Source organism: Variovorax sp. GW821-FHT06D12 (assembly GCF_059419205.1).
In genome coordinates, this window is sequence record NZ_JBWKRI010000014.1 from 1 (window position 1) to 12,308 (window position 12,308).

Annotated in this window: 13 protein-coding genes; 6 read left to right on the forward strand and 7 right to left on the reverse strand. The window is 65.1% G+C overall.

Annotated elements, in window-relative coordinates:
• The 5 genes from AC07SQ_RS30405 to AC07SQ_RS30425 form a co-directional block, all read left to right on the forward strand.
• Positions 1–209, forward strand: a 209-nt coding sequence (locus AC07SQ_RS30405) for a hypothetical protein (RefSeq protein ID WP_495273648.1), incomplete at its 5' end; no start/stop codon positions are given.
• Positions 206–1,084: a DUF4123 domain-containing protein gene (locus tag AC07SQ_RS30410; RefSeq protein WP_495273649.1), complete on the forward strand. Its 879-nt coding sequence runs from the start codon at positions 206–208 to the stop codon at positions 1,082–1,084. The genes AC07SQ_RS30405 and AC07SQ_RS30410, both read left to right, overlap by 4 nt.
• A gap of 75 nt (positions 1,085–1,159) precedes the next feature.
• Entirely contained in the window at positions 1,160–1,663 is a 504-nt protein-coding gene (locus AC07SQ_RS30415; RefSeq protein ID WP_495273650.1) for a DUF3304 domain-containing protein, read from the forward strand.
• Entirely contained in the window at positions 1,660–3,708 is a 2,049-nt protein-coding gene (locus tag AC07SQ_RS30420) for a T6SS phospholipase effector Tle1-like catalytic domain-containing protein (RefSeq protein ID WP_495273651.1), read from the forward strand. The genes AC07SQ_RS30415 and AC07SQ_RS30420 overlap by 4 nt, the downstream gene beginning before the upstream one ends.
• Positions 3,709–3,722: 14 nt before the next feature.
• Positions 3,723–4,472, forward strand: a complete 750-nt coding sequence (locus tag AC07SQ_RS30425; protein WP_495273652.1) for a DUF3304 domain-containing protein — start codon at positions 3,723–3,725, stop codon at positions 4,470–4,472.
• Between the two features lie 10 nt (positions 4,473–4,482).
• Here the strand turns inward: AC07SQ_RS30425 and AC07SQ_RS30430 are convergent, their stop codons facing one another.
• From AC07SQ_RS30430 to AC07SQ_RS30455, 6 genes are read right to left on the reverse strand one after another with little or no spacing between them, the layout of a single operon-like run.
• On the reverse strand, positions 4,483–6,225 hold the full coding sequence (locus AC07SQ_RS30430) for an acetyl/propionyl/methylcrotonyl-CoA carboxylase subunit alpha (protein ID WP_495273653.1): 1,743 nt from the start codon (positions 6,223–6,225) through the stop codon (positions 4,483–4,485).
• Positions 6,226–6,246: 21 nt separating this feature from the next.
• Positions 6,247–7,833, reverse strand: a complete 1,587-nt coding sequence (locus AC07SQ_RS30435; protein ID WP_495273657.1) for a 5-oxoprolinase subunit B/C family protein — start codon at positions 7,831–7,833, stop codon at positions 6,247–6,249.
• A gap of 8 nt (positions 7,834–7,841) precedes the next feature.
• On the reverse strand, positions 7,842–8,612 hold the full coding sequence (locus tag AC07SQ_RS30440; RefSeq protein ID WP_495261409.1) for a LamB/YcsF family protein: 771 nt from the start codon (positions 8,610–8,612) through the stop codon (positions 7,842–7,844).
• 35 nt (positions 8,613–8,647) lie between these two features.
• On the reverse strand, positions 8,648–9,325 hold the full coding sequence (pcp, locus tag AC07SQ_RS30445; protein WP_495273654.1) for a pyroglutamyl-peptidase I: 678 nt from the start codon (positions 9,323–9,325) through the stop codon (positions 8,648–8,650).
• Positions 9,326–9,335: 10 nt separating this feature from the next.
• The gene (locus AC07SQ_RS30450; RefSeq protein WP_095950363.1) at positions 9,336–10,292 is read right to left on the reverse strand and encodes a DUF979 domain-containing protein; all 957 of its coding nucleotides are present in this window, start codon (positions 10,290–10,292) and stop codon (positions 9,336–9,338) included.
• Between the two features lie 5 nt (positions 10,293–10,297).
• Positions 10,298–11,038, reverse strand: coding sequence for a DUF969 domain-containing protein (locus AC07SQ_RS30455; RefSeq protein ID WP_062477421.1), 741 nt, complete (start codon positions 11,036–11,038; stop codon positions 10,298–10,300).
• A 284-nt stretch (positions 11,039–11,322) separates the two neighbouring features.
• On the opposite strand from AC07SQ_RS30455, the gene AC07SQ_RS30460 reads away from it, so the two are divergent.
• The gene (locus AC07SQ_RS30460; RefSeq protein ID WP_495273655.1) at positions 11,323–12,027 is read left to right on the forward strand and encodes a GntR family transcriptional regulator; all 705 of its coding nucleotides are present in this window, start codon (positions 11,323–11,325) and stop codon (positions 12,025–12,027) included.
• A 32-nt stretch (positions 12,028–12,059) separates the two neighbouring features.
• Here AC07SQ_RS30460 and AC07SQ_RS30465 read toward each other — a convergent pair.
• Positions 12,060–12,308 (reverse strand): TRAP transporter large permease subunit (locus AC07SQ_RS30465; RefSeq protein WP_495273656.1); only part of this gene is annotated, 249 nt, incomplete at its 5' end.

Genomic DNA, 12,308 nt, shown 5'->3' on the forward strand with positions numbered 1-12,308 from the left:
CGACGGCGCAGGGCGCGTCGATCACGCTGCAGGATGGGGACATCACCTTCGAGTGTCCGGGGAAGATCACTTATCACGCGGTGCAGCGGAAGTTGGCGGGGCCGGTGCAGGGGAGCTTTCCACTGCCGCAGTTCCCGAGCAGCGTGTGTGTGCCTTGTTTGCTCAAGGCATTGCGAGCCGGCAGTCCTGTCGCAGCAGTCTTGTCATGAGCCACTTCTATTTCGGTCAGAACCCTACCGATCTGACGAGAGTCCTCGACTACTTTCAGCAGCAGATCACCGCATACCCTGAGGCATATTGGTTCGCCCTCGTCGATACCGCATTCGACCATGAGCAGCGAGTAAATCTCGACTACCTTGGCGGCATCTCTTGTTACAGAAGCCTAGACATTGAACCGCTCGGGGACGTAGCACCTCGACTTTTCGCGCTGGACGGTCACCCATCATCGGACCTCGACATACTGAAAAGACTGCTTCGTCATTGCAGCGAGCGCCCCATGCTTTCGGTGCTTGCTGCCGACGCCACCATGAGCGAATTGCTCGATCAGTGGCAACCGCATCATTGGGTCTACACAGCAGATGGGCAAAAATTGCTGCTTCGCTTTGCCGATACACGTGTGCTTCCCATGTTGCCGTCAGTGCTGAACCCCGATCAATGGGCCGCCCTGACATCATCAGTGCGGAGCTGGTTCTACATCGACAGGACGGGTCAGCCGAGCATCTGCGCGCTGACTGATGCGGACACGACACCTGCCTTTCAAATAGAACTGGATGCACACCAACTCGGCACCTTGGTCGATCGTTCAGAAGCCGACACTCTGCTCGACTATCTTGTGCAGCACATGTTCGATGTGATCCCGGCCGACGCTTCCCGCGCAACCGTTTACGAGTTGCTTGCCTCCACGTGCACTCTTGCGCAGACGAATGGCATTGATTCGTGGACCGACAAGGTCGCGCTGGCAACTGCCGCCTGCCTGACAGGCAGTGCATTCTTTTCCAATCCTCGACTGACCGAGGTGCTTGCTGAAGGCGATTGGCCACCCAATGGGTTGGGCGAGCGACTCGTGGCAGAAAGTATTGTCTAGACCATGCGTCCTTCTGATCCAGTCCACACACTCGCGCGTCCGGCCACATCGAACGCGGGAAAGGTTCCGAGGGGGTTGAATCTCGCCACCTCATGCTTGAAGCGCCTGGTACTTTGTGCAACCATCGCCGCCAGTTCGATTGCCTGCAGCGAGGACACAGTGACGGCTTCCGTAGGCGGCTACAACCACTTGCCCAATCGTGCGATTCTGAGCTTCTCCGTCGATGGCGCAGGCGGCTCGAACCTTGCCCCCCAAAGTGGCGAAACAGGGAGTACGTGTTGCGCGGCACTCCCAAGGCGATGGCATCCCGGCATGAAAGCCCGAGTGACATGGACGTATGGTTCCAGATACACCTCGGAACCGCCGTCTTATGAAGCCGTGGTCGACATCCCCGAGTACCCCAACAAGCGAGCTGGCAGTGTTCAGGTTCATTTCTACGCGGACCACCAAGTCAAGATCGTTGTTTCGCGCTATGGCATCGAGCACCCACGTTATCCGATGAGCGAAAGAGACAAGCTCCCTTGGAAAACCAGCCTTCAATTGCTCGAGGACGAAAAGCAAGGGACTCTTCCAGAATGAGCGTCAACATCGAATCCGCCCTCAATCCAGCCTTGGGCAAGACGCGCAGCCGAGAACGGCCGCTCAGCAACAAGGAGCAGATGCAACGCGTCAAAGCTGTTTGCTCAGCTGCTGGCGACCCAACAACCGATTTCAAGGGCGCGAAGCTCAGTTGCTCCGGTGACATCTTTATTGGACTTTTCTTTGACGGAACGGGCAACAACGAAGTCCAAGACTTTGTGAAGCCACGCAAGGAACCTCGCCAACAGAAACACAGCAACGTCGTGAGGCTGTATCACGCGTTTCCTACCGCCAGAGTCGGGACTACTGGTTACTACCGCTACTACATCCCTGGCGTAGGCACGCCCTTCGACAAGATCGGCGACGATGGGGTCGGATACTTTGGAAAGCTCGCACAAAAGCTCGGCTCGATCGCCGCATGGAATGGAGAGCCGAGAATCATTTGGGGACTGACGCGCGTATTCAATGCTGTCAGTCAGTATGTCTACAAGGGCGACATCATTGATGACGAGACGGCGGGCTCGCTCGCCGACCAGTTGAGCAGCAGTGGCTTGATCGTCCCCTTTCTTCGACGTCGCACGCTTAAGGACGAATGGCAAACCAAGCTCAAAGCTGCGCTGAAGAACCGTACCCCGCAAGTCACGCAGATCAATCTCAGCGTCTACGGATTTTCGCGCGGGGCCGCAGAGGCGCGAGCGTTTGTCAACTGGTTCTATGAACTCTGCGAAGAGAAAGGCCAAGGGTGGGAGTTCGCCGGAATTCCTGTGCGCCTGCAGTTCCTCGGAATCTTCGACACCGTTTCCTCCGTTGGCGCAGCGGGCCTGTACAGCATCATGGAAGGCCGACAAAGCTGGGCGTGGGACAACATGCAGATCCATAAGGGCGTAGAGCAGTGCCTGCACCTGGTCGCGGGCCAAGAAGTGCGTGCCTGTTTTCCCCTGGACTCTGTGCGTATCGATGGTAGATATCCTCCCAACGCGAAGGAATACGTCTATCCCGGCTCGCATTCGGACGTAGGAGGCGGCTACATGCCAATGTGCCTCGGCAAGAATGATTGGGTGCAAGACGATCGTCAACTTGCACGAATCCCCGGCTATGAGATGTACTGCGCCGCAATCGAGGCCGGTGTCCCGTTTCTCACGGAAACACAACTGGCCGCGCTGGACCTTGCTGCAGTGACCAAGGCACTGGTTCCACACAGCGCTACCGTCGCGGCCTTCAACGCCTACTACAAGATGGCGGGTATCACACCTGGCCCCGTTGAAATGATGCATCGCCAGCACATGAGCTGGTACTTCACGCATCGCTGGAAAATGCTGGACCGAGGCCTGCAAGCATCACCAGAATGGGCTCGTGCGAGCACCCGCCCGAACCAAGGGGAAAACTACGACGGTGAGTTGGATTGGCTTAGGGCAACGCAGCGCGCGTTGATTCAAGTCGTCGCGGCCATCTTGGAAGAAATCGATAGCCGCATGGCTGGGAGCGGGGGAAAGGACGATCGCCTCAAGCAACCACTCGCGTTCGGCTTCGGTGTTCAGATGTTATTGCCACTTTGGGCGATCGCGGAATTGGCTTCCACAGCCTACAAGCGTGGGAAGGTATTGGAAGATGGGGGCATTCAAGCGACAGCCGCAGCACTCGCGCGCAAGGCGCCGGAATATGTGACCAAGTGGCGCCGTTGGTTGCAAGACAACCTGCAAGCGGAAGTGCACGACACGGACATGGAACGCGAGCCTCTCCTGTTGCTGGAAAGCCTCAAGGCAGACCCGGTACCTGCAGAAATTTCCACTTTTTTCCTGAACTTGGTGCATGACTCGATGGCGGGGTTCATCGGATTTGGCATGCCGGAATTTCAAGCCAATGGCTTTGGAATCGCCAAGTTCCGTCGAATCTACTTCGGGAATCGCGGCGATGCGGTGATCCGCGAAGCCGTTGAGGCACGCAACAAGCAGCAGATCAGTATTGCGAAAGCAAAACGCGCCCAGCGGGCGCAATGGGATCTCGAGGCTGCCAACTATCAGCGGGCCAATCCTCAACCTTGGTGATCTGGTCAGCGAGCATGAGCGGCAAGGAGTTGTACTTTGGCTTCTTCTTCGAAGACACCAAAAACAACCTTCTGCACAAAGCCCTCGTCACGAGCGCACGCAATGCGACAAGGACTCACACCGCAGCGGCGTACGAGGCGCGATATTCCACACAACTTTCGCGCAAGCCGGCCGCATTCGCGTTCGTGCCTATGGCGATTCTGTGTGTCGGAGCACTGACCACTGGCTGCGACGTCAAGAACAAACCGTCACCCGCAGAGGTCGCGCGTGAAAGCATCGGTTTGCAAGTCGAAGGGCTGAATTATTCAAACGTTCCCATCGGCGTCTTCTATGTGAACGATCAATGGGCGGGCAATGTCGGCACCTATGCCGGCGGCAGGAGCACCGCCACCGCCATTGGCCTGCCAACGATCTGGCACCCTGGCCTCGAAGTCACCATCAAGTGGCGCAATGACCTGCTGTATGCCAAGGAGCCCGAGGGCCTCTACACCACGGTGGTGGAGGTCCCTCGGTACACCGGCTTTCAAGGGGGCTACTTCTGGGTGGCATTCCTGCCTAGCGATCAGATCAAGGTCTATGCATCTCAGTACGCACCGGGACACCCCCAGTTCCCCAATCCTGAACTCATCAACCCTCGGCAGTACTGCCTGATGCGTCCCGCATGCCGGGACAAGTTCTATCCCGGAGAGCGTGTGCCAGAAATTTGGGAAACTTTGCCGATCGCGTTGCAGCCTTGGCCTTCTCCCGCGCCTGCAAGACCTTGACCGCCCTCACTCACTCAATGTCAATGCGCGCGATCGCCGTCCCAGCCGCCACATAGCCCCCCGCCGCCGCCGCGAACACGATGCGCCCCGCGCGGTGCGCAACCACCTGCATCTCCATCTTCATCGCCTCCATCACCGCGATCACCGCGCCTTCGGCGACCTCGTCTCCGTCCTCGACTTTCCAGCCTTGCAAGGTGCCCGACACCGGCGCAGCCACAGCAGCGGCATCGGCGGCCGGTGCGTTCGCCACAACGCCAGGCGCAGCAGCAGCACCACCACCCGCCGACGCCAACCCACGCAGCAACTCCGCCGGCAATCCCAGCGACAAGCGCCGCCCGTCGATCTCGATGGCCGTGCGGTGCAGCGACGCATCCGGCAGCGGATCAGGTCGCATGCCTGCCGCTTCGTCGTTCGCAAAGTCCGTCTCGATCCAGCGCGTGTGGACCTTGAAGGCGTCTTCCGACACGAAGTCGGGGTGCGCCATCACCGCACGGTGGAACGGCAGCACCGTGGCCAGGCCTTCGATGCGGAATTCCTTGAGGGCGCGGCGTGCGCGTGCGATGGCCTGGGCGCGCGTGGCGCCTGTGACGATGAGCTTGGCCATCAGCGAGTCGAAGGTGCCGGGCACCTGCGAGCCGGCGTCCACGCCGGTGTCCACGCGCACGCCCGGGCCCGAGGGGGCGTCGAACACATGGACGGGGCCGGGTGTCGGCAGGAAGCCGCGGCCCACGTCTTCGGCGTTGATGCGGAATTCGAAGGAGTGGCCGCGCGGTGCGGGCGTCTCTTTGATTGACAGCGGCAGGCCTTCGGCGATGCGCAGCTGCTCGATGACGAGGTCGATGCCGGTGGTCTCCTCGGTCACGGGGTGCTCGACCTGCAGGCGCGTGTTGACTTCGAGGAAAGAGATCGCGCCGCTCGCGCTCAGCATGAACTCGACGGTGCCGGCGCCGGTGTAGCCGGCGGCCGCGCAGATGTCGCGCGCCGATTGGTGGATGCGCTCGCGCTGTGCGTCGCTCAGGAAGGGCGCGGGCGCTTCCTCCACCAGCTTCTGGTTGCGCCGCTGCAGCGAGCAGTCGCGCGTGCCGAGCACGACGACGTTGCCGTGCGTGTCGGCGAGCACCTGTGCCTCGACGTGGCGCGGGCGGTCGAGGAACTGCTCGACGTAGCACTCGCCGCGGCCGAAGGCGGTGATGGCTTCGCGCACGGCCGATTCGTAGAGGCCTTCGACCTCGTCGAGCCGCCACGCGACCTTGATGCCGCGCCCGCCGCCGCCGAAGGCCGCCTTGATGGCGATCGGCAGGCCGTGCTGTTCGGCAAAGGCGAGCACCTCGCCCGCGTTGCTGACCGGGTCGGCCGTGCCCGCGACGAGCGGCGCGCCGACCTTCAGGGCGAGCTTGCGGGCCTGCACCTTGTCGCCCAGCGTGGCGATGGCCGAAGGCGAAGGGCCGATCCACGTCAGGCCGGCGTCGATCACGGCCTGCGCGAAGGCTGCGCTTTCCGAGAGGAAGCCGTAGCCGGGGTGCACGGCGTCGGCGCCGCTGCGCTTGGCGATGGCCAGCAGCTTGGGAATGTTCAGGTAGGTGTCGGCCGGGCGGTGGCCGTCCAGGCCGTAGGCCTCGTCGGCGCGGCGCACGTGCAGCGCATTCAGATCGGGATCGGCGTAGACGGCAACCGACTGCACGCCGTGGTCGGCGCAGGCGCGCGCGATGCGCACGGCGATTTCGCCGCGGTTGGCGATCAGGACTTTTTTCATCGCGGGACTCTCGATCTCAAATTAAAGTTCGATGGCGCCGTGGCTGGCCATCGGTTGGAAGCGGACGCGGGCGTTCACGGGGATCTGCCCCGCACGGTCCAGGTGGTGGGTGACGACCGACGCGATCACGGGGTAGCCGCCGGTGAGCGGGTGGTCGGCCAGGAACAGCACGGGCTGGCCGCTGGGCGGCACCTGGATCGAGCCGCGCGCCGTGCCCTCGCTGGGCAGCTCGGCGGTGTTGGCACGCACCAGCGGCGCTTCGCCATTCAGGCGGATGCCGACGCGGTTCGATTGCGGCGTCACCGACCACGGCTGGCTGCACAGGCGCTCGACGGCGTCGGCGGTGAACCAGTCGGTGCGCGGGCCGAGCACGATGTCGAGCACGACTTCTTCCTGCACGGTGGGCAGGTCGGTCGGTGATGCTTCGGTGGCACCGACGACGGCGCCAATGGCAACGCTACGCACTGGCAGCACATCGCCTGCCGCCACGGCGGGCGGGCCGATGCGGGCCAGCGTGTCGGTCGCGCAGCTGCCGAGCACGGGCGCCACGGCAAAGCCGCCGCGCACGGCCAGGTAGCTGCGGATGCCGGCGACGGGCTCGCCGAAGGTGACGGTGTCGCCGTCGGCCAGCGCAACGGGCTGGTAGCGCGGCAGCGGCCATTGCGCGCCGTCAGCGCGGGTCAGCGTGAGCGGGCCGTCGGCGCCGGTGACAGCCATCACGGCGTCGCCGCGGCAGACGAACTGGAAGCCGCCATACGCCAGCTCGAGACAGGCCACGTCTGACGCATTACCGACCAATCGATTGGCCGCTTGCAGCGAGCGCTGGTCCATCGCGCCGGAGGCGGACACGCCCTGCCGCGCCTGGCCGTGGCGACCGCCGTCCTGCCACAGCGCTTGCAAGCCAGCGGCGCGGACCTCGAAGGCACTGCCGCCTTCGATGGCAGCAGGCGCGGGTGCCGCGACAGCCTTCTCGGCCACCGGCAGCGCCACCTTCAACGACGAGACATCGACGAAGCGCACCGCATCGCCGGGCTGCAACAGCGCCGGCGTCTCGCGCGACAGGTCCCACATGGGCGTGTCGGTCACGCCGATGATCTGCCAGCCGCCGGGGCTGGCCTGCGGGTACACGCCGCTGAAGCTGCCCGCGAGCCCGACCGCGCCGGCCGGGATGCGGGTGCGCGGCACGGCGCGGCGCGGCACGTTCAGGCTGGGGTGGCCGCCGCTCAGGTAGGCGAAGCCGGGCGCGAAGCCGGTGAAGGCAACGGTGTAGTCGCTGCCGGTGTGGCGGCGCACCAGCTCGTCGGGCGTGATGCCGAGCAGGCCGGCCACTTCGGGAATGTCTTCGCCGTCGTAGCGCACGGGGATCTCGATGCGCTTGTCGATGCGCGCCTCGCGGGCGTCGAGCTTTCGCTGGCGCACGGCGTGTGCCAGTGCGGCGGCCGACAGCACGGCGGGGCGGAAGGTGATGAGGATGGTGCGCGCGGCGGGCACCAGCTCGTCGATGCCGGCGAGGGGCTCGGCGCGCAGCGAAGCCAGCAGCGCGAGCGTCTGCGCCAGGTCGTCGAGCTCGACCAGCACGGCATTGAGGTTGACGCGAAGAAAGCGCATCGAGGTCGTCATGCGGTCGCTGCCTCGGCAAAGGGGCGGATCGTCACGCCGGCCTGCACGAGCCGCTCGCGCACGCGGCGCGCCATCTCGACCGCGCCGGGGCTGTCGCCGTGCACGCAGATCGAATCGGCGCGGATGCGCACCACGCTGCCGTCGATGGCGGTGACGGTGCCTTCGTTGGCCAGGCGCAGCATGCGCTCGGCCACGTCGTGCGCGTCGTGCAGCACGGCGCCGGGTTCGCGGCGCGACACCAGCGTGCCTTGCGGCGTGTAGGCGCGGTCGGCAAAGGCCTCGGCCACCACGCGCAGGCCCTGGGCCTCGGCCCAGCCCACGAGCGGCGAGCCCGCAAGCGCGACGAGGACCAGGCTGGCGTCGATCTCGCGCAGGGCCGCGATCACGTCGCGCGCCTGGCGCTCGTCGTGCGCGATGGTGTTGTACAGCGCGCCGTGCGGCTTCACGTAGCGCACCTCGGTGCCGGCCGCGGCGGCCAGGCCCTTCAAGGCGCCGATCTGGTAGATCACGTCGGCGCGCAGGTCGGCGCTGTCGACGTCCATGTTGCGGCGGCCGAAGCCGACGAGGTCGCGGTAGGCCACGTGGGCGCCCACTGCAACGCCGCGTTCCTTCGCCTGGCGCAGCGTGCGCAGGATGCCCGCGGGGTCGCCCGCGTGGAAGCCGCAGGCCACGTTGGCGCTGCTGACGATGTCGAGCATGGCGGCGTCGTCGCCCATGCGCCAGACGCCGAGGCTTTCGCCGAGGTCACTGTTCAAGTCGATGTTCATCGGGGGTCTCCGGCGTGCACGGCACGCCTCAGGAATCAATGCAGCCGGCCGGCGGTCTCGCGCACGTCGTGGCGCACGGTGAGCGCGGTGCGGATCGCCACGCGGAAGGCCTCCACCTGCGCGGCCAGCGCCATGCTCGCCACGCCGGGCTTCGAGGCGGCTTGCTCGGGCAGGTAGGGCACGTGGACGAAGCCGCCGCGCGTGTGCGCCAGCGCCGGGCGCGTCGCGAGCCGGTGCATGAGCGCGTAGAAGATGTGGTTGCACACGAAGGTGCCGGCGCTGTTCGACACGGCCGCGGGCAGGCCCGCCGCGCGCATGTCGCGCACCATGGCCTTGATCGGCAGCGTCGAGAAGTAGGCCGCCGGGCCGTCCCTGACCACGGGCAGGTCGATGGGCTGCTGGCCGGCGTTGTCGGGAATGCGCGCATCGTCGATGTTCAGCGCGGCGCGCTCCATCGAGATTTCGGTGCGCCCGCCCGCCGCGCCGATGCACAGCACCAGCTGCAGTGGCGAGCCGATCAATGCAGCGTCGAGCGTGTCGATGGCGCGGCCGAACACGCAGGGCAGCTGCACCGCCTGCACCACGGCGCCTTCGCAGGTCCAGCCGTCGAGCGCGCGGGCAATTTCCCACGCGGGGTTGACCGGGTCGTTCTCGAAGGGCTCGAAGCCCGCGAGCAGCACGCGGCGTGCCTTGGCATCGGTGGCGATCGTCATGCGCGGTGCCTCAGCGGAACATCAGGAAGTACAGCAGGAAGATGTTGACCACCAGCAGCGCGGCCGCCGTGGGTATCTGCACCTTGATCACCGCGTTCTTGTCGGGCAGCTCCAGCAGGGCCGCGGGCACGATGTTGAAGTTGGCCGCCATCGGCGTCATGAGCGTGCCGCAGTAGCCCGAGAACATGCCGATGGCCGCCATCACGGCCGGGTCGCCGTGGTACACGCCCACCAGCACCGGCACGCCGACGCCGCCCGTCATCACCGGGAAGGCCGCGAAGCCGTTGCCCATGATGATGGTGAAGAGCGCCATGCCCAGCACGTACACGGCCACGGCGACGAAGCGGATGTCCATGTTGATGTAGCTGGTGGTGATGTGCGCCACCGCCTTGCCCACGCCGGCGTCGGAGAACACCAGGCCCAGCATGCCGAGCATCTGCGGCAGCACCACGGCCCAGCCGAGCGCGTCGGTCAGGCGGCGCGACTCGCGCATGCCCTGCACGGGCGTCTCGCGCGTCAGCCAGCAGGCCAGCGCCAGCGCCACCACGCAGCCGATGCCCAGGCTCACCAGCGTGGTGTTCTTGGGGTCGAGCAGCAGCGTGCCGCCGAGCTTGATGTGGCTCATGCCCACGGTGCCGATCACGGTGACCAGCGGAATCGCCAGCGCCGGAATGAACAGCTTGTTGCCCAGGCGCGTGGCGCTGGCCTGGTACTGCTCGGGCGTGGGCTCGCGGTGCTTGCCCGCGCCGACGCCGCGCAGGCCGGCAATGACGGCCATGCCGATCGCACCGGCGCCCACGAGCGCGGGCGGCAGCTTGTCGCCGATCAGGAAGACCAGCGCATAGATGCCCCAGAAGAGCGCGCTGGTGTAGCGCTTGGGATGCTGGCGGTCGGCCAGCGTCATCACGGCCGTGACGGCGAGGATGAAGCCGACCAGAAGGTACAGGTGCTGGATCGAGAGAATCATGATGCTCAGCGTCCTTCCTTGGCGGGCACGGCGGTGGCGGGCACGTCGGCTTCTGCAGCGCCGCCCAACTCACGGGCCAGTGCCTGGTCGAGCCGGCGCAGGCGCCAGGCGTGGATGATGAAAGCGGCAATGGCCGTCGGAATGCCCCACATCGCGATGTGCAGCGGCTCCACGTCGATGCCGGCTTCGTGCAGGAAGGTGGTCATCAGCACGATGGCGCCGAAGGCCACGAAGATGTCTTCGCCGAAGAACAGGCCCACGTTGTCGGTGGCCGCGGCGTAGGCGCGCAGCTTGTGGCGGATGCGGTCGGGCAGCTTGCCGTAGCGCGTTTCGGTGGCGCCTTCGGCCATCGGCGCGAGCAGCGGACGCACCATCTGCGGATGGCCGCCCAGGCTGGTCAGGCCCATGGCCGCCGTGAGTTCACGCGCCGCGAGGTAGACGATCAGCAGGCGACCGGCGGTGGCCGACTTGATGCGGCTGATCCAGTTCTGCGCGTGCTGGCGCAGGCCGTGGCGCTCCAGCAGGCCGATCACTGCCAGGGGCAGAAGAATGATCAGCGGCAGGTTGCGCGTCTTGATGAAGCCGGTGCCGATGGCCGTGAGGATCGCCATCGGGCCGAAGCCGGCGGCGAACGCCGTGACGATGGCCGTGACGATCACCACCAGCATCGGATTGAAGCGCAGGATGAACCCCGCAATGATCACGGCCACGCCGATCAGCGGCCACAGGGGGACTTCAGGTGTCATGGTTGGTCTTTCGTTGCAATGCAAAACACCGGCGCAGGGGCACCGGTGCGGTCGATTGATGCAAACCTCATGCCAATGAATGAGCAATTCATTTCTTATGAATCACTCATTTCAAACAAGTTGTTGAACAATTTCATGTAGTGTGCCCAACAACAGTGCCTGAATACCCCCATGAAAACCCTGAAACGGGTGCGTTTCGGTGCATGGGCGCCGCGTGGCACGGGAGCCGTCTGTTACAACGCAGGCTCGCTGCGCCCCTCTCTTTTCCCCTCCGACCGACCGGCATGACCCGACTGGATTCCCCCAACTCCCCCGCCTCGCCGGCCGCCGGCGCGCTCACGCTCAACGACCGCGTGGCCGAGCTGATCCGCCAGAAGATCGTGAAGGGCGAGTTCTCGCCGGGGCAGCGGCTGTCGGAGGCCGCGCTGGCCGACAGCCTGGAGATTTCGCGCAACACCCTGCGCGAGGTGTTCCGCACGCTGACCAAGGAAGGCCTGCTCAAGCACGCGCCGAACCGCGGCGTGTTCGTGGCGGTGCCGAGCATCGCGTCGATCATCGACATCTACCGCGTGCGCCGGCTCATCGAGTGCCAGGCGCTGGCGCAGGCCTACCCGCGCCACCCCGCCAAGAAGCACATGCGCGAGGCGGTCGAGATGGCGCTGAAATGCCGCGACGCTGGCGACTGGCTGGGCGTGGGCACGGCCAACATGGAGTTCCACAAGGGCATCGTCGAGCTGGCCGACAGCGAGCGGCTGAACGTGCTGTTCGCCCACATCCTGGTCGAGCTGCGGCTGGCCTTCGGGCTGCTGAAAGACCCGGAGTTCCTGCACGCGCCCTACGTGGACATGAACACGAAGCTGCTCGAACTCATCGAGGCCGGCAAGTTCGCCGAGGGCTCGGCGGCGCTGAACGACTACCTCATCCACTCCGAGCGCATCGTGCTCGCGGTGTATGCGCGGCAGATGCCGGACGGCGGACTCGACAACTAGTTGAATCCGCCCGCGCCGCGCGGGCTGCCGCGCTAGCGCTCCTTGCCCATCACCAGGTCAGGCAGGATCGTCACGATACCCGGGAACAGCGTGATCAGCGCGATGCACAGCACGAGGCAGAAGAAGAACGGAATGGCCGCCCGGGCGATCACGTTGCTGTCTTTTCCGGTCATGTTCTGCAGCACGAACAGGTTGAAGCCCACCGGCGGCGTGACCTCGGCGATCTCGACCAGCAGCACCACGAAGATGCCGAACCAGACCAGGTCGAAGCCTGCCTTCTG

Bases quoted from the DNA above. Each gene is read 5' to 3' on its own strand.
- AC07SQ_RS30410 (WP_495273649.1), top strand. From the start codon at position 206: ATGAGCCACTTCTATTTCGGTCAGAACCCTACCGATCTGACGAGAGTC.
- AC07SQ_RS30420 (WP_495273651.1), top strand. From the start codon at position 1,660: ATGAGCGTCAACATCGAATCCGCCCTCAATCCAGCCTTGGGCAAGACG.
- AC07SQ_RS30425 (WP_495273652.1), top strand. From the start codon at position 3,723: ATGAGCGGCAAGGAGTTGTACTTTGGCTTCTTCTTCGAAGACACCAAA.
- AC07SQ_RS30430 (WP_495273653.1), bottom strand. From the start codon at position 6,225: ATGAAAAAAGTCCTGATCGCCAACCGCGGCGAAATCGCCGTGCGCATC.
- AC07SQ_RS30435 (WP_495273657.1), bottom strand. From the start codon at position 7,833: ATGCGCTTTCTTCGCGTCAACCTCAATGCCGTGCTGGTCGAGCTCGAC.
- AC07SQ_RS30440 (WP_495261409.1), bottom strand. From the start codon at position 8,612: ATGAACATCGACTTGAACAGTGACCTCGGCGAAAGCCTCGGCGTCTGG.
- pcp (WP_495273654.1), bottom strand. From the start codon at position 9,325: ATGACGATCGCCACCGATGCCAAGGCACGCCGCGTGCTGCTCGCGGGC.
- AC07SQ_RS30450 (WP_095950363.1), bottom strand. From the start codon at position 10,292: ATGATTCTCTCGATCCAGCACCTGTACCTTCTGGTCGGCTTCATCCTC.
- AC07SQ_RS30455 (WP_062477421.1), bottom strand. From the start codon at position 11,038: ATGACACCTGAAGTCCCCCTGTGGCCGCTGATCGGCGTGGCCGTGATC.
- AC07SQ_RS30460 (WP_495273655.1), top strand. From the start codon at position 11,323: ATGACCCGACTGGATTCCCCCAACTCCCCCGCCTCGCCGGCCGCCGGC.